The 24,208-nt window shown below is 61.4% G+C and carries 27 protein-coding genes and 1 tRNA gene; 18 read left to right on the top strand and 10 right to left on the bottom strand.

What is annotated here, in order from left to right:
• Window positions 1–3: 3 nt before the first annotated feature.
• Window positions 4–1,017: an ABC transporter permease gene (locus MEMAR_RS10240; RefSeq protein ID WP_011844908.1), complete on the top strand. Its 1,014-nt coding sequence runs from the start codon at window positions 4–6 to the stop codon at window positions 1,015–1,017.
• A gap of 599 nt (window positions 1,018–1,616) precedes the next feature.
• On the opposite strand, the gene MEMAR_RS10245 is transcribed toward MEMAR_RS10240, so the two are convergent.
• The 3 genes from MEMAR_RS10245 to MEMAR_RS10255 form a co-directional block, all read right to left on the bottom strand.
• Window positions 1,617–2,681: an ABC transporter permease gene (locus tag MEMAR_RS10245; protein ID WP_011844909.1), complete on the bottom strand. Its 1,065-nt coding sequence runs from the start codon at window positions 2,679–2,681 to the stop codon at window positions 1,617–1,619.
• A gap of 569 nt (window positions 2,682–3,250) precedes the next feature.
• The gene (locus MEMAR_RS10250) at window positions 3,251–4,471 is read right to left on the bottom strand and encodes an RNA-binding protein (protein WP_245526595.1); all 1,221 of its coding nucleotides are present in this window, start codon (window positions 4,469–4,471) and stop codon (window positions 3,251–3,253) included.
• A 71-nt stretch (window positions 4,472–4,542) separates the two neighbouring features.
• Complete coding sequence (locus MEMAR_RS10255; protein ID WP_143706388.1) at window positions 4,543–5,103, bottom strand: hypothetical protein; 561 nt, start codon at window positions 5,101–5,103, stop codon at window positions 4,543–4,545.
• 316 nt (window positions 5,104–5,419) lie between these two features.
• On the opposite strand from MEMAR_RS10255, the gene MEMAR_RS10260 reads away from it, so the two are divergent.
• Window positions 5,420–5,647, top strand: coding sequence for a translation initiation factor eIF-2B alpha/beta/delta subunit family protein (locus MEMAR_RS10260; RefSeq protein ID WP_048063833.1), 228 nt, complete (start codon window positions 5,420–5,422; stop codon window positions 5,645–5,647).
• Between the two features lie 110 nt (window positions 5,648–5,757).
• Here the strand turns inward: MEMAR_RS10260 and MEMAR_RS10265 are convergent, their stop codons facing one another.
• Window positions 5,758–6,153 (bottom strand): hypothetical protein, encoded by a 396-nt coding sequence (locus MEMAR_RS10265; RefSeq protein WP_011844912.1) that lies wholly within the window; start codon window positions 6,151–6,153, stop codon window positions 5,758–5,760.
• 529 nt (window positions 6,154–6,682) lie between these two features.
• Between MEMAR_RS10265 and MEMAR_RS10270 the strand changes: the two genes are divergently transcribed.
• The 8 genes from MEMAR_RS10270 (at window position 6,683) to MEMAR_RS12815 (ending at window position 12,652) form a co-directional block, all read left to right on the top strand.
• Window positions 6,683–7,129, top strand: a complete 447-nt coding sequence (locus tag MEMAR_RS10270; protein ID WP_011844913.1) for a hypothetical protein — start codon at window positions 6,683–6,685, stop codon at window positions 7,127–7,129.
• Between the two features lie 40 nt (window positions 7,130–7,169).
• Window positions 7,170–7,985, top strand: coding sequence for a winged helix-turn-helix transcriptional regulator (locus tag MEMAR_RS10275; RefSeq protein ID WP_011844914.1), 816 nt, complete (start codon window positions 7,170–7,172; stop codon window positions 7,983–7,985).
• Window positions 7,986–8,358: 373 nt separating this feature from the next.
• Window positions 8,359–8,700, top strand: coding sequence for a hypothetical protein (locus MEMAR_RS10280; protein ID WP_143706389.1), 342 nt, complete (start codon window positions 8,359–8,361; stop codon window positions 8,698–8,700).
• A 388-nt stretch (window positions 8,701–9,088) separates the two neighbouring features.
• Window positions 9,089–9,400 (top strand): hypothetical protein, encoded by a 312-nt coding sequence (locus tag MEMAR_RS10285; RefSeq protein WP_048063836.1) that lies wholly within the window; start codon window positions 9,089–9,091, stop codon window positions 9,398–9,400.
• A complete protein-coding gene (locus MEMAR_RS10290; RefSeq protein ID WP_011844918.1) occupies window positions 9,397–10,077 on the top strand; it encodes a YcdB/YcdC domain-containing protein in 681 nt (226 codons plus the stop codon). The genes MEMAR_RS10285 and MEMAR_RS10290 overlap by 4 nt, the downstream gene beginning before the upstream one ends.
• 22 nt (window positions 10,078–10,099) lie before the next feature.
• Window positions 10,100–11,302, top strand: a complete 1,203-nt coding sequence (locus tag MEMAR_RS10295) for an ABC transporter permease (RefSeq protein WP_011844919.1) — start codon at window positions 10,100–10,102, stop codon at window positions 11,300–11,302.
• 187 nt (window positions 11,303–11,489) lie between these two features.
• Window positions 11,490–12,053 (top strand): hypothetical protein, encoded by a 564-nt coding sequence (locus MEMAR_RS10300; RefSeq protein ID WP_011844920.1) that lies wholly within the window; start codon window positions 11,490–11,492, stop codon window positions 12,051–12,053.
• 119 nt (window positions 12,054–12,172) lie between these two features.
• The gene (locus MEMAR_RS12815; RefSeq protein ID WP_011844921.1) at window positions 12,173–12,652 is read left to right on the top strand and encodes a hypothetical protein; all 480 of its coding nucleotides are present in this window, start codon (window positions 12,173–12,175) and stop codon (window positions 12,650–12,652) included.
• Between the two features lie 67 nt (window positions 12,653–12,719).
• On the opposite strand, the gene MEMAR_RS10305 is transcribed toward MEMAR_RS12815, so the two are convergent.
• From MEMAR_RS10305 to MEMAR_RS10320, 4 genes are read right to left on the bottom strand one after another with little or no spacing between them, the layout of a single operon-like run.
• Window positions 12,720–13,448 (bottom strand): MBL fold metallo-hydrolase, encoded by a 729-nt coding sequence (locus MEMAR_RS10305; RefSeq protein ID WP_011844922.1) that lies wholly within the window; start codon window positions 13,446–13,448, stop codon window positions 12,720–12,722.
• Between the two features lies 1 nt (window position 13,449).
• A complete protein-coding gene (locus MEMAR_RS10310; protein ID WP_011844923.1) occupies window positions 13,450–14,736 on the bottom strand; it encodes an ATP-binding protein in 1,287 nt (428 codons plus the stop codon).
• Window positions 14,737–14,780: 44 nt separating this feature from the next.
• A complete protein-coding gene (gene map, locus MEMAR_RS10315) occupies window positions 14,781–15,662 on the bottom strand; it encodes a type II methionyl aminopeptidase (protein WP_011844924.1) in 882 nt (293 codons plus the stop codon).
• Entirely contained in the window at window positions 15,659–16,789 is a 1,131-nt protein-coding gene (locus tag MEMAR_RS10320) for a M24 family metallopeptidase (RefSeq protein WP_011844925.1), read from the bottom strand. Before MEMAR_RS10320 ends, map begins: the two co-directional genes overlap by 4 nt.
• 59 nt (window positions 16,790–16,848) lie before the next feature.
• Here MEMAR_RS10320 and MEMAR_RS10325 point away from each other — a divergent pair, with 59 nt between their 5' ends.
• From MEMAR_RS10325 to dacB, 4 genes are all read left to right on the top strand, one after another.
• Window positions 16,849–17,082, top strand: coding sequence for a hypothetical protein (locus tag MEMAR_RS10325; protein WP_011844926.1), 234 nt, complete (start codon window positions 16,849–16,851; stop codon window positions 17,080–17,082).
• Between the two features lie 31 nt (window positions 17,083–17,113).
• The gene (locus tag MEMAR_RS10330; RefSeq protein ID WP_011844927.1) at window positions 17,114–17,413 is read left to right on the top strand and encodes a hypothetical protein; all 300 of its coding nucleotides are present in this window, start codon (window positions 17,114–17,116) and stop codon (window positions 17,411–17,413) included.
• 35 nt (window positions 17,414–17,448) lie between these two features.
• A tRNA-Asn gene (locus MEMAR_RS10335) sits at window positions 17,449–17,521 on the top strand.
• A 158-nt stretch (window positions 17,522–17,679) separates the two neighbouring features.
• A complete protein-coding gene (gene dacB, locus MEMAR_RS10340) occupies window positions 17,680–19,275 on the top strand; it encodes a D-alanyl-D-alanine carboxypeptidase/D-alanyl-D-alanine endopeptidase (RefSeq protein ID WP_011844928.1) in 1,596 nt (531 codons plus the stop codon).
• Between the two features lie 274 nt (window positions 19,276–19,549).
• Here dacB and MEMAR_RS13015 read toward each other — a convergent pair whose 3' ends face one another.
• Complete coding sequence (locus MEMAR_RS13015) at window positions 19,550–19,735, bottom strand: hypothetical protein (protein WP_143706390.1); 186 nt, start codon at window positions 19,733–19,735, stop codon at window positions 19,550–19,552.
• 415 nt (window positions 19,736–20,150) lie between these two features.
• Here MEMAR_RS13015 and MEMAR_RS13180 point away from each other — a divergent pair, with 415 nt between their 5' ends.
• Window positions 20,151–20,297, top strand: a complete 147-nt coding sequence (locus MEMAR_RS13180) for a hypothetical protein (protein WP_156168367.1) — start codon at window positions 20,151–20,153, stop codon at window positions 20,295–20,297.
• 57 nt (window positions 20,298–20,354) lie between these two features.
• Here MEMAR_RS13180 and MEMAR_RS10345 read toward each other — a convergent pair whose 3' ends face one another.
• Window positions 20,355–21,806 carry a CorA family divalent cation transporter gene (locus tag MEMAR_RS10345; RefSeq protein ID WP_011844929.1) on the bottom strand — a complete coding sequence of 484 codons (1,452 nt, stop codon included), beginning with the start codon at window positions 21,804–21,806 and terminating at the stop codon, window positions 20,355–20,357.
• A 165-nt stretch (window positions 21,807–21,971) separates the two neighbouring features.
• On the opposite strand from MEMAR_RS10345, the gene MEMAR_RS12520 reads away from it, so the two are divergent.
• From MEMAR_RS12520 to MEMAR_RS10360, 3 genes are all read left to right on the top strand, one after another.
• Complete coding sequence (locus MEMAR_RS12520) at window positions 21,972–22,379, top strand: hypothetical protein (protein ID WP_011844930.1); 408 nt, start codon at window positions 21,972–21,974, stop codon at window positions 22,377–22,379.
• 101 nt (window positions 22,380–22,480) lie between these two features.
• Complete coding sequence (locus MEMAR_RS10355; protein WP_011844931.1) at window positions 22,481–22,996, top strand: hypothetical protein; 516 nt, start codon at window positions 22,481–22,483, stop codon at window positions 22,994–22,996.
• Entirely contained in the window at window positions 22,993–24,201 is a 1,209-nt protein-coding gene (locus MEMAR_RS10360) for an ABC transporter substrate-binding protein (protein WP_011844932.1), read from the top strand. Before MEMAR_RS10355 ends, MEMAR_RS10360 begins: the two co-directional genes overlap by 4 nt.
• Window positions 24,202–24,208: the final 7 nt, after the last annotated feature.

The raw sequence follows: 24,208 nt of genomic DNA on the forward strand, positions 1-24,208 counted from the left end.
CCAATGAAAATCGACCTCTCTCGTGTAGCGATCATCGCACGAAAGGAGTTCGCCGACCACCTCACCGACCGGACGTTCCTCCTGGTGCTCGCGCTCTTCGGCATTCTGACTCTCTTTGCCCTGGAGCGAGGCCTTGCCAGTTACACGAATGCAATGGAGTGGTATGTGTTTCTCCTGGAGAGGGCGGCGCGTGCCGACCACTTATCGACATCGCCGTTTACATCTTCTCCTAACCTCCCATCGGTGTTGTGGATCTTCCTCGGCGTAGGGGAAAAGTTCCTCCTCTTCGGGCCGTTGCTCGCGATCGCCGTGGGGTTCGACCTCATCTCCGGGGAGCGTTCGACCCGGTCGCTCCGGATGCTCCTCTCCCGGCCGGTCTATCGCGACGAGGTCATCACCGGAAAGGCCGTAGGCGGCGCCGTCGTGCTGGTGCTTGCATCGGCCGTGCCGTTCATCCTGGCGCTGGGTGCGGTGCTCGTCGCCGGGCTTACCGTCACCCCTCATGATGCGGCAATCGTGGTGCTCTGCTGGGGCGCCACGATCCTCTACCTGCTCGCGTACTTCGGCGTCGCCGTTGCATTCTCCGCATTCAGCGAAGACGGCGGCCGGGCGCTCGCCTGGGCGATGGCGATCTTCATCCTCTTCTCGGCGATAGTGCCCGTCGTTGCAGAGAGTTCGGCCGTCTCAGCCGCCGGCCCCATCCCGGCGTGGCCCGGCGACAATCCCACGCCGGACGAGGTACAGCAGTACCTGGAGGAGAGGAACGATCGCAGCGCGACGTACGACGGTGTCAAGAACACCATTCTGGCACTCAGCCCCAACGGCAACTATGAAACGATGATAAAGATGCTGGGGTCCCTTCATTCCGGCGGCGGGGACGGGGGAGCCGTTGCGGAAGAATCTGGTCTCAAAGATGTGCTGGGCCGATTCTGGCAGAATATCGTCGGTCTCGTTGCGTTCCCGATGATCTTCCTCGCCGTCGCCTATGTGCGGTTCATGCGACTCGACCTGCGGTAACAATCTGGATGCAAAATGACAACAATGTTGCATTTTCCGATAATATGCAGGGCCGCCCCGAAAACCCGGCTCCGCCATCCGGGATGAGACGTACGGGTGACAGCGACGCAGAGTCGATACACCCTCGGCGGTACATGGCACGAACATTTCATTCACGCGCCCCGGGAGGCCATGGTACCGCAATGGCTATCCCTGATGGCGGCCAAAAGCCCTATTGCCCCTCCGGGCACGCTGCAGGGGTCGGGAGACGACGCCGATAGAATTTCCCGGCCCCCGCCGATTGAGACATCGGCGTTGCTTCCCTTAACGTTTCTGTGCTCACTCTCGAATTGTCGATGGTGTATCCGGCCCCTTGTGTCCCTCCTATCTGCAGCAATCGCCTCGATCCATGAGTGATACGGCCCCCCTCCAGTGAGAATCGGCCATGTTCTCCATCATGTTAGCATGAGGAGAAGTTTCGGACTGAAACTTGCAATATTTCTCCCTGATCCAGAAATCCAGTTATTTTACGGAAGTACATCCGGCCCGACCGGGCGACGGACCGGCGCTGCGCGCGAACCTGCCCGTTGCACGTATCGGGCAGTCAGCCCACCTGGCCGTCACCGGATATCCATCCGCACAAACTTCCTGTATGCGGCGGCGAAGAAGACCGCCGGGAAGACGATCAACCCCGTGATACCTGCCCAGACACTGCCAAGCGGTTCCAGGAATGATTCCTCTCCCGGCGCAGAGATGAAATCGGTCAGGTCCTGGTAACTCTTCTGCGGCGAGAGGAGCGTGACAACGTTGGTGATGAGTCTCTTCTTCGCGGTATACGCCGCCAGATCCTCCTGGTAGTCTCTCAGCGCTTCACTCCATACAGAAGCCTGCTGCCCGGAATCGTCACGTTGGACGAACGATTCACCAGCAGAGGTGGAGACATACATCTCCACGGGGATCACTTCGGGTTGCTCGGGACGTTGCGGCGGCGGGCCTGCGACGAGCCCTCCAACCATCGCCCCGAGCACCGGGAGGAGCGACGAAACAACGAAAAAGATCACCAGAGTGAAGACCAACGCGTTCCCGCTCTCCCGTGTGACCGTCGAGAACGCGAGAGCAACGGCAAACCAGGCGACCAGGAAGAGGAGCGAGATCGCCCCGAAGATCAGGATGGCGACGACCTCGCCCGCCGTCGGCACGATCGAGAGGATGAGAAGAAGGCCGGTGATGATGGCGAGGACGAGCCCCACGATGACTCCCAGGGCGGCGGCACCCCCGAGCGCCTTGCCGACGACGACCTCGTCGCGGTAGACCGGGTGCGCAAGGAGGGTTTTGAGCGACCTGCTCTCCTTCTCGCGGGTGACCTGGTCGAACCCGGCGGCGATCGCGAGCAGTGCTCCGAGCGTCACTGTGGTGCCGGCCATGGAATCGAAAATGAGCAGGACCGAAGGTCGCTCAGGCATCTCAAGCCACCAGGCCCCAAGGTCCTGCAGATTCCGGTACTCGTCAGCCGCCTGCAGCGCGTCGTTGTACGAGGTCAGGGCGGAATCGTAGCGCTCGAGTCCCTGACCCGTACCGACCATGGCGATGATGAGATACAGGAAAAAGATCAGGAGGAACCGCCGGTTCGTAAAGAGATCGGAGAGCTCTTTTGCGGCGACAGTGAGGCTGCGTTCTATGGTCATGGTCTGCTTCCCGGATTCTGGTCCCGGCAACGGATACTCTCCTCCGGGTCAATAGGTGACCCCATCAAGAACAAGCCCTGGAAGACTTCACAGCGTATCGCATGACATTTGCCCATGCAGATTTTCAGGGTGAAGATCTTTTGGCATCAAAACCCGGTGCTTCGGTGTCTCCCCGGATGCCGGCGGCAGGCAGAATGAGCGCATTCCGAGCGGGCTGACCACCCGGCCGTCACCGGATATCCATCCGCATGAAACGGGTGTATGCCGCTCCGAAGAAGATCGCCGGTAACGCAAGCATCGCGACGATCGGCTGCCAGATGAGAGCAATCAGGTCGGGAGGGTCGGGGAGCGGTTCTGGGTAGGTAGTCCGGGCCGCAACGCTCGATCAGATCCTGCCGGGCGCATCCTTGGGGGTAGTTCCCTGGCAACCGTGAATCCTCATGATCAAGTCGGTGACGGTCCTTCACAGCGAGAGAAAATGGTTGCGGCACCCTCGACTTACGCACAGGTGCCGATCGGGTTGCCTCTCACGGGGCCTGGTGCCGATCATCGACCTGACCGTGTTTGCCTCAACCGGTCCCCGGCTCCATCGACACCTGCTCTCTAGCCATCCTGAGCGCATAATCAACCGGACTCCACTGTATCAGAACCGTCCTGTCGTGTATCACGGTGCCGTTCAGTGCCTCATTTTCGGGCGTGAGATTGCGCACCCATACCCAGATCTCTTCGGAAGATGTCGCGAAGCTCGATATCTGCAATTCGGGATGATCTTTCTTGAATTGCATCAACTCAGCCCCAAGATGCTCCAACTCTTTTTCATACTCGAGATCATGGATGACCGTAAAGGCCCAGCCGTTGACCTGTCTGCCCTGGACAGCATCAATGTTGTTCTTCTCCGGTATGGAGTACACATAGATGGTAGCCTGTTTGTTTTGGGGATCAAACTCCCACTTTCGTACACCCCCGATCTCCATGAATCGCGCGATGTTCTCGATTTCCTCTTTCACTTCGTCCGGCAACTCGTCCACCGTCATATTCGCCTCTTTCAGCGCTTTCCTCACGTCTTCCGGAACATAATGTTCCTGAACGATGTTAAAGGTCCAGCCGTCCACCTGCCTGCCCTGAGCGGCCTTCACCTCTTTTTCGTGCTCTGCATCCCGCGAAAAGTACGTATAGACGATGACCTGGTTGTTCTGGGGATCAAGCTCCCACCTTCGTACCCCCCCAATTTGCACGGTTTTTTCCATTTCTTCTTTTACTTCGTCCGGAAGTTCATCCAGCGTCATGTTTGCTTCTTCCAGTGCCCGCCTCACGAATGCGGGCACATAGGGTTCCCAGATAATGGTAAAGTTCCAATCGCCGACCTGTTTACCCTGAACGGCGCTCAACTCTTTTTCATGCTCTTCATTCAATTCGGGGGACGCATAGATGAGGGCCCGTTTGTTTTGAGGATCAATCTCCCACGTTCGTATGATATCTTCGAACTGCACTGTGTTTTTCATCTCTTCGCTTACGTCATCGGGCAACTCAGCCGCTGTCATATTCGCCTCTTCCAACGCCAGTTCAACGGTTCTAGACCTATACCAGGAATCATAGATTTTCCGGGCAAGTTCCCTGATCTCTTCCGACGTCATGTTCCTAACCTCCTGTACTGCTTCAGGTACCTGTTTCGGCGTTACATTCTGTTTTATATCCCCGGGCAAGTCGAGCCCGGTCGGCGGCTCCTCCGGCGTCATGTTCCCGATCTCCGGACGGCACTCCTCATCTGGAGGGTGTACTGCCACGATCATCGCTCCCACGCAACAAACGATTGCAAGTGCGATGGCGAACCGTAGAGCCGTTTTTCTCATTTCCTCCCCTCTCAACTCCTGGTTACATTTCCTTGTGCGTCGATCGAGAACGTCGCCTCAGGCTGTGTCCTGTGGTCAGGGAGGCCACAATTAAATACTCCAATTATTTCGTAGATCTGCACTGTCGTGTCCTCTGTGTTCGTCCCGTAGGGCATCTGCCAGTCCCCGGGTCTGATATTCAGATTGGCATACTGGTAGAACTTCCAGCTGGAGAATGCGTCCGTATTGCCTCCGAGGAATTCAGCGCAGATCGCATGGCTGAGTCCCTGGGCGCTGTTCTTGACACGCGCCAGATAGAAGTCTAGATCGAAGGTCCCCTCTATGTAGCAGTGCTCGGGGCAGCCGTCCCTCTCCATCCAGTAGCAGCCCGCCAATTTCTGGAGATATGTGAGGCATTTCCGGGCCCGGGCATACCGGATCAACATGTTCGGCAAACAATCGGCACTGTACCAGGATCCCGAGCCGCCCCCGCAGTCGGGAAGCCCATGTCGGTAATACGAGATCGGGAAGGGCAGATACGCGCCTGTCGACGCGTGACAGTCCCTATCCGAGGTGTCTTTTTCCGGTGTCATTTCCGTTTCCCCATTCATGTGCATCCCGGAAAGGCCACGGAACCGCAACGGCTATCCCTGATGGCAGCCAACAGCCCTATTGCCCTCCGGGCACGCTACGGGAGCCGGGACACGATGCCGATCGAGCTTCCCGGCCCCCGCGGGATACCACGTGCGGTATCATCGATTGAGGCTTTGTTGTTTCTCTTAATACCTTTTCTGTGCCAACCATCGACATGTCTGAGCGTTGGAAGGCCCCGGATCGGGAATATTACCAGTTCTGCAGATACTCCGTCACTCGCCCCGGATGTCCATCTGCACAAGGCACAGAAACTGTGTGAAGACGAACAACGATGTCTCGATCGAGGAGCGGAACCCCTACGAGGTTCTGCCCCGGGCGGTGGCAGAGGAACTCCCCTTCGTCCGGGTCAGGAACCCGGCCTTCGGCGTGACGCCCGCGGAGTACGTCGACCTGATCGTCACCGAGCAGGGCGCGATCCCGCCGGGGCTGGCGTTCACGGTGATCCGGGACTACCTGGGGTGGAAGATCGAGGAACTGCAGTGATACGGCATCCGACGAGGGGATGCTCCAGGAGATCGAGCGGTCGCGTGGGGGTCTCAGAGCGGGGAGGATCTATGCCCTCGCCGGGTCGCCCCCTTCTGTCGCTGCCGGTCTTAACGAAAACTCGTCGCGGAGATCCGAAACGCCCCCTCACCCGCTTCCTCCACGTCGAACGAGACGGACAGGGCCTTTGTACCGGCCCGGTCCATGGTGACGGATTCGCTGTACGGCCTGCCCGCGGCATCCCGGACGGTCAGCGTGAACGAGGCGCGGGCGGGATCGAAGATGCCGCAGTTCCGGTTGGCGCAGGTCACCGTAAACGTGTTCCTCCCGAGCCCGGCCACGACATCCGTGCCGGAAGAGGCGACCGTCTCGTTGAGGTCCGAGTCGATCCAGGCCCGCCCCAGGGGATGGGTGCCGGCGGTGATGTTCTCGCAAAAGACGATACGCCCGCTCGCGGTGTCTATAACGTGTACCTCTCCGTCCGGCCAGAACAGCGTAACCGCCATACAGGCCACCGCGATGAGAAGGACTGGAATCACGGCTCCTGAAAATATGTTCCCGGCTCAATTGTCATAACGGGCCTCCGTGCGATCATGAGGACGGACAGGGGCGGCCCCTGCCCGTCGCCCCGGCCGCCGCCCACGTTCCGGGCAGTTCGGTGTGAACACGTTCCATCCCACCGGCACGGAGATAACGCCGCAATCGACAGCGCCACGGTGGATGAGCTGATGCCGAAGAGGCATTTTGACCTCAGGGTTTCGAACAACCATTCATGCGCATCCCGGAGAACACGGGCTCACAACCACTATTCCCGCCAGCAGCCCCATGTTCTCCGGGTACGCCCCAGGGGCAGGGACACGACGCCAATCGAGGGTCTCAGCCCCCGGTGGGATCCCGCATGCGGTATCCACGCCTTTTTGTCAGGGAAAGGGCCCCATATAATTTACGGCCACTGCAGCTACATATCGCTCGACATGTAGCTGCAGTGGCCGTAAAAAACATATAGTTGTCTTTGAAAGCCCTCTACGACGCCCTATGAAACCTTACAGAATCGCAACGGTTATCATGATCACCGCGGCACTGCTGATCCCGGCCGTGGCAGCGCAGGGGACAGGAGGTCATAACTACATCGTAACCCCGATCGGGGACGAACTGCTCAAAGAAAAACCGCTGCCTGCACTGAGGAGCTACGACACCATCACGCAGGGTGAGACGGATGAGTTCTCGAACTACATTCCCCCGGGCAAAACGGAGCTCGTCCTCGACCTGAACTGGGGCGACCCATCCGACTCGCTTCGACTGATGATCTACGCTCCCGACACCGTGCTCGGACCGTACTACGATTCGTACGACGGCACGTTGGACGGAAGGATTCGCCTGCGCATAAAGGACTCCGTCGGCCTGTACCCCGGGACGTGGGACTACGAGATCTACGGCTATGACGTGACCGGGACCGAGGACTACACGTTTGGCTGGCGGTGAATATCGAAACGTTGAACAGCTCTTCCGGCGACAATCCAGCATGGTGCGGTGGAGCCGGATCTTTTCCATTCTCTTCGTTGCCGTGACCTTCGCGGGCATTTCGCTCCCGGGCACGGCAACCGCCGGTTACGCGGTCGAACCGGCGTTGGAGGGTTACCCCGGAGAACTATACGACTTTGAGAAGAGCACACTTCAGGAAAAACCGCTCCTGGTGATGTTTTTCCACTGCCTGCTCGTGATTCTCCCCGCATGCTTCTTCCCCGGCGAACTCCTCTACATTCTCAGCATCTTCCTGCCGTTCGGTTTCCGGCGGGTAACGAAACGAACCATCCTCGACGACGACTTCCGGCTCAACCTCTACCGGAAGATCGCCGCAAACCCGGGTGCCGGTGCCGTGGAGCTCGGCGAGATGACAGGTGTATCGAGAGGAAGGCTCCGGTACCACCTCAACATGCTCATCCGGGAGGGAAAGGTGGCTGCCGTGGATTACCGGAACCGCACGGGCCACTTCGCGCGTAACCAGAGGCATACCGATCTCGAGCAACGTATTCTCATCAGCCTCCGGGAAGAACCCTCCAGAACGATCCTCAGGTACCTCCTCGGGTCTCCGGAAACAACGCGGAACGACGTCGCGGAACGGCTCGGGCTCACCGGTTCGACCGTCTCCCAGCACATGCAGGAACTGAAGACCGAAGGGATCGTCACTGTAGGCAGGGACGGGCGGTTCGTCCGCTACAGGCTCTCCGAAGATGCCGAGGAATTCTTCAATCAATGTCTGGATGACCTCCCTATCTCCAGGCATCCCAGCACAGGGAATTATCGCGCCACAAGAGGCCACGAGGACTCGTCGGGTTAGACTCCGGCAGCAGGATTGCCCGTCCTTCGCCGTCCGGCATCTCCCCGACTCCCGGGGTTATGCTTATTCTCTTATCGGCCGGTGCAACGCGCGTCCCGGTCGATCACGGCATCCTTCGGAGGGCAAAATGGGTCGAAACGCCCTGGCATGTAGGTGTTCTGGCCGGAAAAAGTATATAGAAAAACGTTTAGTTCTCCACCGTAGGCGCCGCAGGCGACGCCTGCAACGGTGCGGAGGTTCACCCGGCCACTAGCGAATCGGATGGGTGAACGTCCCGCGTGCCCGGAGGCTAATGATGCAGTTGGCTTCCATCAGAGATAGCCATTGCGGTTCCATGGCCTCCCGGGACACGCATGAAAGGAGGAATGAAACCATGAAACCAAAATTCCTCTCCGGAATCGGCGCCCTGTTTGCGGCGCTGCTGATCGTCGGCGCGATCTTCGTGCCGGCGGTGAGTGCACAGCCCCGTGAGTCCGTGGAGGTCGTCACGACCGACGAAGCCACACTAAGCCTGATCGACGAACTGTGGGGGACGGATATCACCATCGGAGAGTATCTCGAAAAGGTGCATCCTGAGTTCCTCACCGACATGTCCGACGATGAAAAGGCGGATGTGTACCAGAGGAAAATGACATGGTCGGCCACCAATCTGCAGAGTACAAACACGCGAGCCGCATCGTCAGTAGTGGTCCATGCTATGGATATCGAAGAATAGCTCTTTCATTAATTTCGGTGGAAGTAACCGGTTCTACGGCGACGAGGTTCCGAGTTACATCTATGTGGAGGCGTTTTTGAGGAACAGTGCTGACCAGACGGTGAGATCAACCTCACGCAGCGCTTGTAACGTGAAATACGTCGAGGCGACGAACATGATTGCCTATCCAGAGGATGACAACTATAGGGCCTATGCGTGGAGTTACGCCCTCCCAGCGAACGTGGAAGATCAGGAGTGGACAGGATGGGTAACGTATCCGTAAAGATGAACGAACTGCCGGCCGAGGGGTAAGGGGAGGGTGAGTTCACTCTCCCCTTTTACCTCCTCTATGTCTGAGGATACAGCAAAGATCTCTCATAGGGAGCAACAGATGAAACAATACAGTGGCATGACTATCAACAAAATCGGTTACACACTCGCGGCGGTGCTTCTCCTCCTTGCCTGTGCGGCGGCATCGCCGGGGTGTGTCGGGACGGATGCCGGCAGACACGGGCCGGCTGCACCGACGTCGCCGGAGGCGACGGTGTCACCCCGGGAGACACCGGCCCAATCGCCGTCGGACGGCCGGATCGGCGAGGGGGAAGCGCGCTCGCTTGCCGCGGCCGCACTGGAACGGGAGATCCCGGGATCCGGATCGAACGGATGGCCGCCGAGCCGAACGACGTGCAGACCTATGGCGACGTCTGAAGGTTCCGGGTGAAAGCGGAAGACGACCCCGACCCGGAAGGCGATATCATGGTATCGATCGATGCCGCCGACGGAGAGATGGTGTACTTCCAGGATAGCCGGGACTATTACCGGTCTGCCGACCCTGCAATCACGATCGATGCGGCGGAGGAGATCGCCGATGCGTATCTCCAGGACCGAAACGAGCGTTCGGGCGTCGTGAAGATCGTCGCAGTACTCTCTACGGTGGATACACCGCTGGGTTTGCGAAACGGCCCGTACCATTTCGTGTATCAGCGCTCGATCGACGGCGTCCTCTGCCAGTCCGACAAGATCATCCTTGATATCGATTCGATCAGCGGTCGCGTCGTCTCTTACTCTAAATTCTGGAAAGTGTCAAACAACGACACCATGGCCGATCCGGAACCTTCGATCCCGGAAGACGCGGTACAGGAACGGGTTCTGACGTACCTTCACGATACCTACGGCACGGACCCCGGCGAGATCGTCATCAGGTCGACGGAACTGCAGTGGTACGACCTGATCGCACGACAACGCCCATCAAAGGAACCGGTCGCGGTGCCTCTTGCCTGGCGCATCGAATTCGACGATGAACGGTACCGCTCGCAGGACCCGCCGCGAACGGCCCAGATATGGATAGACGCCCATTCCGGAGAGGCTCTCTTTGCATCTTACAACCCGGGGAGGTAACGATCCGGTGGAAGACGAGAGAATGGCAGACCGGGTACCCGGTCCGAACCGCACGCTCCTCGTGGCGGGGAAAGAGTTTGCCGATCACCTCGCGAGTCGGCGGTTCACCCTTGTCCTCCTCCTCTTCCTGATCCTCTGTTCCGTCTCCCTCTACGAGGGTGTCGAGAAGTATAGCGAGAAACTCGCGGCATACTCCGACGGTACCGTGCCGGTGCCGAAATTCCTGGGTTACCCCGGCTGGATGCCGGAGAAACCCTCACTCCTCGTAGTCTTCCTCAATCTCTCCTCGCAGGTCCTGAGCTACGGCCCGCTGCTTGCGATCGCGACCGGGTTCGACCTGATCACGCGGGAACGCTGGTCGGGTTCGCTCAAAACCCTCCTTTCCCGTCCGGTTTTCCGCGACGAGATCATCACCGGCAAGGCGCTCGGCGGGTTCGCCGCCCTGACGCTGGCGATGAGCATCGCGGTTCTCATCGCGCTCGCCCTGCTCCTGCTCTTTGCAATTGTCCCCTCACCAGCCGAGCTCGGAGCGATCCTGGTCTTCTGGATTGTTTCGCTGGTGTACCTCTTCACGTTCTTCTCGGTCGCTCTCCTCGCCTCGGCGGTCGTTGCCGAGAGCGGGAGCGCTCTTGTCTGGTCGCTGGTCGCGATCTTCGTCTTCTCCTCCGTCGTACCGATGGCCGGTGGCATCCTTACCGATGCGGTTGCCGGAACGCCGCCGGATGTGGTGGATCTTATGAGCGACCCGCATCCCACCGAGGAGGAGTGGCTGCAGTACCGGGAGGAGGAGCAAGTCTATCTCGAACAAAAGGAACGTGTCGGAGCGACCATCCGCCTCCTCTCGCCACAAAGGAATTACCAGGAACTCTCGATAGCGATCACCAATCCACGGTTCTCGATGTGGATCAACCCGGACCCCTTCGCCTTGAGAACACCCCCCCGGGGAAGAACCGCTCCCCGACCTTCCCGACCTGATTGCTCTCATCTGGCAGCCGATCGTCGCGATGCTTGCGTTACCGGCGGTCTTCTTCGGAGCGGCATACACCCGTTTCATACGGATGGACATCCGGTGACGGCCGGGCGGTCAGCCCGCCCGGAATGCACTCACCCCGCCTGCCGCCGGCATCCGGGGCGAGTGACGGAGTATCTGCAGAACGGGCCATATTCCCTGTTCGGAGCCTTCGAGTGCCCGGACGTGTCGATGATTGGCACAGAAAAGGTATAAAGAGGAACAACAAAGCCTCAATCGATGATATCGCAAGCGGTATCCTGCGGGGGCCGGGAACCTCGATTGGCGTTGTATCCAGGCCCCCAAAGCGTGCCCGGGGGCTGATGGTGCTGGCGGCTGCGAACAGGGATAGCCGTTGCAGTTCTGTGGCCTCCTGGAGCCTGCGTGAAAGGAGAATTGAATCATGAAACAGAACAAGATCTTCAGAATGTGTGCTGCCGCCGTCATCGGCCTGCTCCTGGCCTGCATGGCGGTGGTGCCGGTCAGCGCAGAGAACGATCCGACCCGCGTCATACCTGTCGATGGGAACCTGACACGCATTGCGCCCGTAGATCCGGACCTGACCACTATCATGTCCGTTGACGGGAACCTGACATGGGTCCATGTCATACCCGTCGACGGCGGCTCGCTCGTCATCGACGAAGGAGGAGGGACAGACTGCACCGCATATGCAGGCTCATGGTTCGTCGAAAACCATGTACCGGGATCGGTTTACCGGTTCGTCGTGGAGTGCGAATACGCCGACGCCAACCGTGCAATCGGAGAGATGGCCGAGTTCCGGCTGGAAGGCCCGGATGGTGCGGTAGATACATGGTCCATAAACGACACCCCGTTCTTCAACGACGACTGGACGGGAACGCTGTCGGTGGACTTCATGCCTGAGCGTCCCGGTGCGTACCACTGGGAGATCGCGTGCGATAAAGGCGGAGAGAGCGCCTCGTCGCGAGGGGATCTCATCTTCCGGTAGGAGGTCGTCCGGGTGAGAACGGATTGCATAATCTCAGAAAAGCTCCAGGTGATACCTCCTTTGGTTTCTCCAGAGGGTTGGCCCCCACACGAGCGGTAATCAAATGAGCAGGTAACATCATGACCAGCATAAAGGGGTTTACGATAACTTCTACAGACCATGGTGGCCGAATGCGTGCCGGATCGACGCATGGATCGCGAGAACAAAGAAGAATTGGAGGGCTGATGGTAATCCTCTCAGTCCTTCTTTTTTGCTGTACGGGTTGCGTTGAAGAGCAACCGGTGAATCAATCGGAATATATCAATATCTCACTTACAGAACCCATCTCTCAAGCAGATGCAGTCATCGTTGCCCTATCCCACCCGGGAGTTGCTAAAACAATTGAGAACGATTCGTTCCGGATCACCGTCGGAAAGTTCAGCGCCTCTGACGTACGTGAGGGAAGGCTTAAAGAATTCCATATGGTCTACATCGATCGCTTCAATAGCACTACGCACGAACCGCTCGAAAGTTTACAGGTTATTGTGGCCTACGACGGGAATGTTTACAAAATTTGGCGGTCGTTCCCTCCGGTTAATTCTTCAGTTTCTGAAGAGTGAAAAGCCAGTCTATCGCTTCATTGTATCTGAGCAGGCGCATGGGCAGATAGCGTGATCCTCCACCGCCCTACTCCCAGCAGAACGTCTCCATATCGTACCCGGCGTGGGGCATCCCCGGCGGAACCAGGTGGCTCATGTGGACGCACCGGTAGTCCCTCGCCCCGACGCCGCGGGCGAACCGGACGGCCTCGACGTAGTTCATGTGCTTGGTGATATTATAGCCCTCGGGAGCGATGGCGTCGACGAAGAGGAGATCGATGTCGGCCTTTTGGAGGAGATCCCTGCTCGCTTCCGGGATATCCTCCCGCGTGTCTGCGGTGTAGGCGACCGCCACGTCGTCGTGCTCGAGGAGGAGCCCGCAGGTGTAGACCGGCGGGTGGTTCACCTCAAAGAACGTGAACGTCACGCCGAAGAGGTCGAACGGCTCGTAGACCGGAACCGGGTGCTTCTCGAACGGCAGGAAGTGGAGGTAGCCCGAGCAGTAGTCCATCACCGGCGGCGCCGCGTAGGCCGGGGGCACCTTCTGCACCCGGTAGAACTCGCCGAACCCGATGAAATGGTCGTAATGGCCGTGCGACCAGAGGACGGCGTCGATATGGGGGGAAGAGGCCCGGAGGAGCTGCTGCCGGAGGTCCGGGGACGACTCGATGAGGATGTGCTTGCCCTCAATCTCGACGAGGAAGGACGTCCGGAGCCGTGACCGCCCCGCCGCGACCATCGCCCGGCAGTTCTCGCAGTCGCATCCAATCTTCGGCGTCCCGATGGCGTCCCCGGTCCCGAGCAGCGTGATCTGCATCTCAGCGCCCTGTCCGGATGACGTTCCTCTCCTCCGCCCGAAGGAGACCCTGCTCGATATCCACCGGGCCGACCCGGTGCCGGTCTTCCATCAGCGCCGACATCACCGCCTCTTTCATCATCATCCGCAGATCGGAGCCCGAGAACCCTTCCGTCCGGGCGGCAAGGTCCGCGAAGTCGCAGTCGCACTCGATCGTGGCGGCGACCTTCTCGAGGATCGCCTGCCGCATCTCGCGGTCGGGGAGCGGGAACTCCACCACCTCATCGAACCGCCGCCAGGCCGCCTCGTCGAGGATCCTGGGGTGATTCGTCGCCCCGATGAGGAGGACGCCGTTTTTGACGAAACTGATCTGGTCGATGTTTTTTAAGAGCATGTTCACCGCGCGCTTCATCGCACCGTGGTCGTCGCTGACCCGGGTCTTCGCGACGAAGTCGAACTCGTCGATGAAGAGGATGCAGGGGGCGATTTTCTTCGCGAGGTCGAAGATCCGGTCGATGTTCTTCGAGGTCTCGCCCAGGTACTGGGAGGTGACCATCGCGAGACGGACCTCGAGCACCGGCATGTGGAGTGCCCGCGACATCGCGAGCGCAAGCGAGGTCTTCCCGGTTCCGGGCGGGCCGACGAAGAGGAGCCGGCCGAACTCGTAGATGCCGTGCCGCTTTAAGAAGTCGCGGTGCTCGAGGGCGACGCCGATCTTCTTGATGGTCTCCTCCTGCCGGGGCGTGCAGACCAGTTTCTCGACGGTAAACTCGACCTCGTTCGGTGCGCTGATGATGATGAGGTCACGGGCCTCCCGCATCTCCTCGCTCTCCCCGATGATCCGGGAGACCTTTGCCTCCACGTACTCCCGGGTATCCTCGAACCGGCGATTTTTCGCCCGGACGTCGCGGTACCGGACTGTGACGCCGTCTTTCCCGTCGAAGAAGTACGCGAGAACAGGGTTCTCACCGACCCGTTCCTCCCCTCCCTTCTTGAGGAACCATCCCGCCGCCGTGTCGAGCGAAGGCAGGCTCAGCCGCTGCCCGAACTCTTCGTAACTGACGAACGGATTTGCGCGAACCGCCTGGTAGACGGCATCCGGGGTATCGAGCACCTTCTTGATCGCGCCCTCGCTCACGATCAGGGGACGCTTCACCTCGGGGCTCCCGCCGCTCCCGGCACCGAAGAACTCCCGGCACCGCGGGTGAAGGTCATTGATATTGAGTTCCTCGTTCCGGTTGAATATCTCCGCGGTGAGCAGGAGTTCCATGATGGCGAGGACATCACGTGTACCAGTGTCGCCGGTCATATCTATGAGCAGACATATTTGCGTGCGGCATCAATAAGCGTAACTCACCGGGTGGTGACCTCGCACCCCTCTTCGGTGACGATCATGGTGTGCTCCGCCTGCGAGACAAACGAGCCCGGGACGTCGTGCAGCATCGGGAAGGGATGAAGGATCCCGTTCCGCACCAGAGTGGCGAGGCCGATCTCGACTTTGTCTCCCGGAACCCAGCGGCGGGAGAACGGGAGCCCCCTGCGCGGCCGTGCGGTCTCGAGGATCCGCTTTGCCGACGGGAGACGTGCGGGCCGGGCTGCGATCTGTTTGTAGATCTCCACGCGCGCCGCCTCGGTGACCTTCCCCGACCCCGTTGTCGCGAAGGGCTCGATTGCAAAGGCCATCCCCTCCTCGAGGACGGTGCCGCCGTTCATCGCGACGTTCGGGATCATGGGCTTTCCGTGGAGGTCGTAGCGATCGAGGCCGTGCCCGGTGAGGTTTGCAACCGGTCTGTAGCCGTGCTCCTCGATCGCCGCCTGGATGATCGTCCCGAGCTCCCCGGTGACGACACCCGGCCGGACGGCCCCGATCGCCGCTTCGAGGGCCGCACGGGACGCCTCGACGAGCGCCCCGTGGTCGCCGAGGTCGACGGTCATGGCGGTGTCGGCGATGTAGCCGTCGACGTGTATCCCGAGATCGACCTTGACGAGGTCGCCCCGGGTAAATACCCGCTCGTCGCCGGGCATGGCGGTATCGTGCGCCGCGGCCTCGTTGAAGGAGACGTTCAGGGGGAAGGCAAGAAGCGCCCCCTCCTCCGTCACCATGTTCTCCGTCTCTTCGACCATGTCGAGGAGGGGCGCCCCCTCCTTCACGAGCCCCGCACCCCGGCGGAGCACCTTCCTTGCCAGCGCTCCTGCTTCCCGGTAGGCGTTGTAAACTTCATCATCCATGTTCATAGCGTGAGCTCCTCTTTGTATTGGGTGAACCGGTCAAACCCGGTCTCTGTCACCGCGCCCATATCTTCCAGGCGGACGCCGCCGGTGCCGGGGTAGTAGAGCCCCGGTTCGATCGTGACGACGTTGCCGGCACAGAGCACCCCACCCTGCGGACCGAGCGACGGCTCTTCGTGCACCTCGAGCCCGACGCCGTGGCCGAGGCTGTGGGTGAACCCCTGCGTGTTGCTCTCGTAGCCGCGGTCGCGGAAGAACTCCACCGTCGCGCGGTAGAGGTCGGCGCCGACGGCACCGGCACGGAGCATCGATGCTGCGTTGGCTTTTGCATCCCGCACAGCCTCGTACATCTCCCGGATTGCAGGAGAGGGCTCGCCTTTCACGACCGTCCGGGTCATGTCGGCGTGGTAGCCGGTCAATTCGTCCTGCGGGTAGATGTCGATGACGATGGGTTCGTTCTCCCGGAGCAGTCCGGTGCCTGCGTTGTGCGGGAGAGCAGTGTCGGGACCGCAGGAGACGATGGTGTCGACCCCGCGGTATCCGTGGGCGAGAAGGTAGGCATGCATCCCGGCGCGGACGGCTTCAGAGGTGAGGGGGGCGCCGTCCCGGTGGAGGATGCCCCCTTTCGGGACCGACGACCGGATGAGCGCCATCCCGTGCTCCATCGCGGCCTCGGTGGCCCGCTGGACCGAGCGTATCCACTCGACCTCTTCCGGCGTCTTGATCGCCCGCATCGCCTCGACAGACCCCTGCTCGTCGAGCACGACCGGCTGGAACGATTCGAGTTCTCTCGCGAGGGCAAGCGGGAAGTTCGCGGGGACGAGGACGGGGCCGCCGGCGAGGTCGGCGATCATGTGGGCGGTCGCACGCCAGCGCGGCTCTCCCGCCTTGATGTACTCGAGGTACCCGGCATCGGCACGGGTGGCGACCGCCGCCGTCGATTCGCGGACGGCACGCTCGTGCTCCATCTGCGGAACGACGATCATCCCGCGCTCGCCCGGCTTTCCCACGTAGACCACGGGATCGGTGGTGCGGAACCGGGTCAGGTAGCGCACGTTGGCATCTATAGACGAGCCGTAGGCCGCGTATGCCGCCGCACCCGCATCGCGGATAGCCGAATCCAGTCCATTCATTCTACCAACTCTTCCGTTGAAACCACAAGTACTTTTACCCCCGCGTTCAAGTATGAATAATGGATGAGGCAACCAAGCAGGTCTTCAAGGCAAAGTTCGTCATGCTGACGGTCATGCTCAACGTCATCGTCCTCTGCTTCGCCATGGGTGTCTTCGTCCTCTTCCGGTTCGCGCCCGAAGGGACCATCGGCCTTGCGATCGGTCTCTTCCTCCTCGCGGTAGGGGCGATCCTCTCCATATCGTTCCGGAAGCAGTATGCCCGGGCGAAGGTCTGGCTGCACGAACAACCATAATGGTGCGCGTGGCACCCACGCAGGCAAACCCATGCTGGCAAAGATCAAATCCGAGATTGAACTTGTCTCAAGGCACCTGGAGGTGATCCGGGCGGTCGTGGAGCACCAGCCCATCGGCATCATGAAACTCGCCGACATCCTGGATCTCCCCTACCACCGGGTCCGCTACTCGCTGCGGATCCTGGAGCAGGAGGGCTACATCCGCGCCTCGCCGGCCGGTGCGGTGGCGACACCCCTTGCAGGCGACCTTCTTTCCACCCTGGACGCCGAGGTCGACGAACTGATCGATCTTCTCCTGGTTATCCGGAAAGAGAATTCCCGTAATGTTTAATACGATTCAGTCAAGACGTTATAGAGCACTTGTGTGCCGCCATAACTCAGTTGGTAGAGTGGCTGGCTGTTAACCAGCATGTCACAGGTTCGAGTCCTGTTGGCGGCGTTTTCGTCTCCTGTCTTTCCAGCAGAATCACGCCATGTTTCACCCCGTTTTTTCATTCCCGTGATCCCTCCCCCCTGAAGGGGCGAAGATCCGTACACCCCACTGTTGTCCCAATCGTTTTCACAACGCCTAAATCCGCAGAACTCAAACCTCCGCCTATGGATGCGCAAATTCCCGGAACGCCGCCGGCAGGTCGCCGGCTGCTCACCGTCACGGGCGCAGTATTGATCGTTCTTGCCGCGCTCTGCGCTGCGGGCTGCACCGCCACATCCCCGGCCGAGACCGTTATAGCGTCCGAAGCCGCGAACGCAACCGAATTTAAAGAACGGATCGACGCCGTCATCTCGCAGGAGCGGTATGATTACGCCACGTGGGGCATGATGGCGCGGGACACCTCCACCGGCGAGGTGCTGCTCTCGATGAACGGCGACCGTCTCTTCACGCCGGGTTCGACGACGAAGGTCTTCACCGTCTCGACCGCTCTCGACGTTCTCGGCCCCGACTACCGGTTCAGGACGCCGGTGTACCGGGTCGGCGACGATCTGGTGCTGGTGGCCTCGGGCGACCTTGCGATGGGCGGTCGGGCCGGGCCGAACGGCACCCTTGCGTTCACGAACGAGGATCACGGCGATGCCCGGGCATTCGGGGACTGCCTGCTCGTCGACGCCGACCCGCTCGCCGGGCTCGAGAACCTGGCCGAACAGGTTGCTGCGGCCGGGATCACGGCGGTAGACGACGTAATCGTCGACGACCGGCTCTTTTGCGAGACGCAGATGATGTCTGAAGGGCTGGTGACGCCGATCGTCGTCAACGACAACCTGATCGACGTGACGATCGTTCCCGGGCGCGAGGGAGAGCCGGCGACGGCCGACTGGCGGCCGCGATCGTCCGCATACACGATCGAGAGCCGCGTCGTGACCGGGGCGCCGGGTTCTGACCCGGCGGTGGCGATCCCCGCCTACACCGGGCAGGCGTTGATCGAGGTGACCGGGACGGTGCCGGCGGACGCAGGACCGGTCAACCTGACCTCGAACGTGGAGATCCCGGCGGCGTTCGCGAGAAGCCTCTTCATCGACGCGCTTGAGAACGCCGGGGTGGCGGTCGTGGCACCGGCGGCCGGGGAGAACCCGTCGGGCCGCCTTCCCGACGAGTACGGGTCGGTCGGGAGAGTCGCCGAACTCGTCTCTTTGCCGTTCTCCGAGTACGCGAAGGTGACCCTGAAGGTGAGCCAGAACCTCTACGCAAACTGCCTGCTCGGGATCATCGCCGCCCACGAGGGCTACGATACGGTCGAGGCCGGGCTCTTTGTCGAAGGGGCGTTTCTCGAAGAGATCGGGGTGAACCCCGACACCCTGCTGCTTGCCGACGGCGAGGGGAGCATCGTGAACCGGATCAGCCCCCTCGCGGCGACCGATCTCGCGGCCTACATGGCGGGGACGGACCTGTATGCCCCGCTCTCCGACGCCCTGCCGGTCCTCGGCGTGGACGGGACGCTTGCAGCCAATGCCAAGCCGGGAGACCCGGGTTACGGTGCGATCCGTGCCAAGACCGGAACCTCGGCGGGCGGCGACCAGCAGGGCGGGATCTTCCTCTATACCCGCGGCCTGCTCGGCTACATGACGACGGCGAAGGGAACGCCGGTCACGTTTGCGATCTACGTCAACAACATCGCCGGCCTTGCGTCGATGGACGACCTGCAGGGCGTGACGGACGATGTAAACGACGTCGCGGTTCTGATATACGAGTATCTCTGAACCCTTTTTTTCGGCCGGACGGTGTTGCGGTCTTTCGGAGGAGGGCGGGGTCGACGGACTGATCGATCTCCTTCTGGTTATCCGAAAAAAGAATTCCCGTAACGGTTAATACGATTCAGCCGAAGTCTTTCTGAATCCCCGTTGCCCTTCGCGAAGGCTATTCGACCGGGTCGGGATAAGCCACCGTACCGAAGTCTCCACCCTTCGACGGTGAATGTCGATCTGCGCCGCTACGCACAGAACCTCATGACGAGACGGGTCCTGTCGGGCAGGGTTACCTGCTCCAGGGCGATTGACCCGAGACCAGGAATCTCTCCGACGGGTGCTCTCCCTGGCCGGCGTCCTGCTTTGCCGCCGCTTCCCGGCACTCCACGCTGCAGAACAGTCCGCTTTCGCCTGCGGCTCGCTCCTTTATCGGGAACTCCCGCCCGCAGTATCCGCAATAGGCTGATTTCGGCATCCGAACTCACCTGAGATGATAGAAGGCGTATCAGAGGATAAACCTTTCCTCAGGATCCGGATAATCGCCATACGACGATCCAGAACAGTCCATTCGGCTAACCGATGAGCAAAACCCGGCGGTTAGTCGCGTGTATGGGAGTGCCGCCTATTTTTACCGGCAGCAGGAGACGGTGCCAGGGACTTTTGCGCAGCCGGCTTCAGCGTAAACCGGAACGCCGCCCCCTCCCCCGGCCGGCCGGGCACCCGGATGCGGGGGCGGCGTTTGTGTTCACGCTGAGGAAAGCCTCGGCCGTCCACGAATAGAGTCACGAGTTCTATCTGTTTCTTCGATAAAGGCCATGCAGTCCTGGAGCACGAAAGGAAACGTTCGTAACCCCTGAAGTCGAGCTCCATGCATCGATGGGGAGGTCGGGATGCCGAGGCTGGTACTGATCGATACGGCGACGGGAACGCGGGTCCGGCACCGCATCAGGAGCTGGAAGCAGGCCTTGAAGCAGCAGGAGTGGTACGAGGCGAAACTCGGGCGGCGTGTGCGGATCGAGAAGGAGTTTACGCGGTAGCGCTGCCGGGGAACACACGGTGCCGTCGACCGACCCCCGTCCACCCGCATAACCCCCTCACCTCAGCCACCCGAGCTTGTAGAAGACCCAGCCGACCACGAGCATCGAGATGATCGTCCAGGCGGTCACCTGCCAGATGGAGAGGCTGAAGGGGGTGCCGAGGATGTTCGTCCCGAGCACCTGCCCGATCAGGGTCGGGATCAGCACGAGTGCCGAGAGGACGGCGATCACCCGCATCGCCCGGTTCATCTCGTAGGAGACGGTGTTAATGTGGACGTCGATCAGGGAGAGGAGCCCCTCCCGGATGTTCCCGGCGCTCTCGTGCAGATAATCCGTCTCGTTCGCGAGCGCGTCGAAGATGCTCTTCTCTCCTGCCCGCGATTTCGTAGAGGGGAGATCCCTCGCGATGACCGTCGTCACCTCCCTCTGGTGGAAGAGGCTTGAAGCCAGAACGCTGCTCACGCGCTTGAGCTGGAAGACGGTATCAAGGAAGTCCTTCGACATCTCGTTGTTGGGGGTTCCCTCAAGCCGCATCAGTTCGGCCTCCAGCTCCGCGAGGATCCGGGCGTAGTTCTCGTTGATCCCATCAAGGGAGCCGTAGAGGACCCGGGTGTCCAGGGGCACGCCGGCGAGTGCGCTCCCGTCGAGGCCCGCCCGGATCGGTCCGAAGAAGCGGTCTTCTGCTTTCGAGACGGTGACGATCGTCTTGCCCCGGTTCACGATGATGAGCCCGACGTTTGTCACGACCGGGACCCGCACCCCGTTTTGAACGCGGAGCGTCCGCTCCGGCGCCTGCACGAAGATGAGCCGGGTCTTGTCGGCAAACGTAATCCCGGGGTGCGACGGTCGCATCAGCCGGCTCTCGAAGAAGACGCCGGGCAGATCGAGGAGCCCGGAGAGCACCGGGAAGTCCGGACGCGACACACCGGAGAGGTCGAACCAGGCCTCGACCCGGGGGTCGTCAAGATACCTCTTCACCTCGGCGGGGGTGAACCCCCTCTCGCCGTCTCTGGAATCCCCCACTCTCCCCCGGATCCGCATCGTCGAGAACGCCGGTTCCGCAGGCACCGCGACGGCAGTCTCCGGCTCGATCCGCCGCTCAACCGATCTTCCGCCGGCCGCCGCCACCCGGACCACCCGGAGGAGCCGGAGCGCCGGCGAAGACCTCGCGAGGGTCGAACCGGCAACCGGCACCACCTCGAGGACCGGGAGCGTGATGATGACAAGATCGAGGAGATGCCAGCGGTCCAGGAAATGACTCACCGGGTCCTCCGCAAGGGCCAGTTTGAGGACGTATTCGAGGACGAAGATGGCGATGATCGTGGTATCGGCCATATTGAGGAATTCGACGACCGGTGGGGAGAGGGTCGGGAGCAGGAGAGGTATGATGACGATGGGGGCCATTACCAGGCCGAGGAAGATCATCAGGCCGTCGGAAAGGATGCGGTAGACGAGACCCCTGAGATCTGCCTTCCTCTCCTGTCGGGTCTTTCCTGCAGCCTGTTGCATACCGTCACCAGAAACCGGACCCGCAGATCCCGGCGTCACCGGGTATACGCCTTTCCGTATATAGCAGGTGGGAGGCCGATCGCCGGGGACGGACCGGAACCCGTGCATGCCCCCTCTCGGGAACCCGGGAAAGAATGATAGTCCTGCCGGGCGTACCTGACAATCATGGACGGCGATGCGGCGGAACGGGTCTCGCTTGCGGACGCTATAGCGGCGGCGGAGGTATCCCGCCGGGAGAAGAAAAAGAACCCGGCGATAGCCGCAGGGCTCTCGCTCCTCTTCAACGGTCTCGGGCAGGCCTACAACGGGCAGTTCGCACGGGGCGTCCTGGTGCTGCTCGGAAGCCTCCTCGGCCTCTTTGTCATGATCGTTCCGGGAGTGGCGATCTGGGCCTGGGGCGTTTACGATGCCTACCGGACGGCGAAAGGGATGAACGAGGGGCTCCTCCCCTACCGGGAGACGAGCGCGCTTGCGGTTGTCGCGTTCGTGGCCGTCTGGGCGGTGACGATCTTCTCGCTCTCGGCGGCGTCGGCGATGCTGCTCGTCTTGCTGGGGCAGCAGGGGATGCTGTAGGCGACCGGGCCACCAGCCCGATATACTTCCGAACACCCGATCTTCAGACTTGTTAGCACATTAAGAAACATTCATATTACCTGATCGACAAACGCAAACCCATGATGGGTCTCCCGGCAAACCGTCTCTTCTGCCTCGTCCTCCTGTTTCTCTTCGTTCCGGCCGCGGTCTGCGGCGCCTCGGTCACCCGGACGCTCTCGACCGCCGAACCGGGGGCGGGGGAGGTCTTTACCGTCTCGCTCTCGATCGACGGCATCGACCTCGGCGGGGTGGTCGAGACGCTGCCGACCGGCTACGCCTTTGCGGGGACCGACCACCCGGACGATCGGGTCCTCGTCCGGGGGCAGAAGATCGGGTTTGCCGTGATGAACGATACCGCCATCACCTACTCCGTCACGGCCCCCGCCTCCGGGAGCGGGGATATCACCGGCACATGGGAGGACTTCCTCGATGAGACGGACGGGGAGGTAGCCGTCTCGCACGTCGCGGTGGACGGGATCGAGACGGCGGCGGAGAGCGCCGGGGAGAAGCCTGCCGCACAGGAGGCAGCCCCGCGGTTTGCGGTCGTCGCTGCGGCTGCCGCTCTCCTTCTTGCCGGACGGGGTGGTCGGCGATGAACCGGTGGTACCTCCTCACCTTCCTCCTGCTCCTCGCCGTCCCGGCATCGGCGGCAGAGGGCATCCCGGGGGACGCCGACGCCGACGGGACGCTCGCCCGTGCCGAGTACGCCTCGGCGGCCCTCGCCTACCTCGACGCCGCTTACATGGACGGCGCCGGCGACCTCGACCGGGACGACATCCGCGACGCCGCCTGGGTCTACGCCCGCTGGGACGGGAAACCCCGCGAGGTCACCGACTCCACGGGGAGAACGGTGACGCTCTACCGCCCCCTGCGCCGGGTGGTGACCTTCAGCGGCGAGTCCCTCGAGACCCTGCGGTCGCTCGGGTTCGATATGGACAAAGTCGTCGCCGTCGACAAGTACAGCCACGAGAAGGAGACCTTCTTCCCCGAGTGCCGGGATAAGGCGAACGTCGGGTCGATCTGGTCTCCCGACATGGAGAAGGTTCTCATCCTCAGGCCGGACACAGTCATCCTCTACGCGACGATCAGCACCGCGGCCTGCGACGACATCCAGAAGAGGCTCGAGGCGAGCAGCCCCGGGATCCGGGTGCTGCGGTTCGACTGCTTCAAGCCCGCCACCTACGCGGGCGAGATCCGCACGATCGCCTCGATCGTCGACGAACCCGAACGGGGAGAGGAGTTCGCCTCCTTCTACGGCTCGACGATGGACCGGATCCGGGACGGCACGGCGGGGATCCCGGACGATGAGAAGACCCGGGTCTACTTCGAGTACTGGTTCGACTACACGACCGTTGCCGCCAGTGCGGGCTACAACGAGAAGACCGAACTCGCCGGCGGGAAGAACCCCTTCGCCACCGGGACGACCGAGTATCCCGTCGTCGACCCCGAGGCGATCATCGTCGCGGACCCGGAAGTCGTCGTCAAACTGGCCGGGCAGGGCCTGGCCGTCGGCGGCTACGCGGGACACGATCCCGAAGCGCTCGCCGCGATCAGGTCCGCGCTGCTCGAGCGGCCCGGGTGGTCGAGGATCTCCGCGGTGAAGGACGACCGCGTCCACGTCATCCACTCCGACATCCTCGGCGGCGCCCAGCACTTCATCGGGACGGCCTACCTCGCGAAGTGGTTCTACCCCGACCGGTTCGCCGACCTCGACCCGCACGCTATCCACCAGCGCTACCTCACCGGGTTCCAGGGGATCGACTTCGACCTCGCATCCCAGGGGACGTTCGTCTACCCGTGACCGGTGA

The organism is Methanoculleus marisnigri JR1 (assembly GCF_000015825.1).
Lineage (GTDB): Archaea > Halobacteriota > Methanomicrobia > Methanomicrobiales > Methanoculleaceae > Methanoculleus > Methanoculleus marisnigri.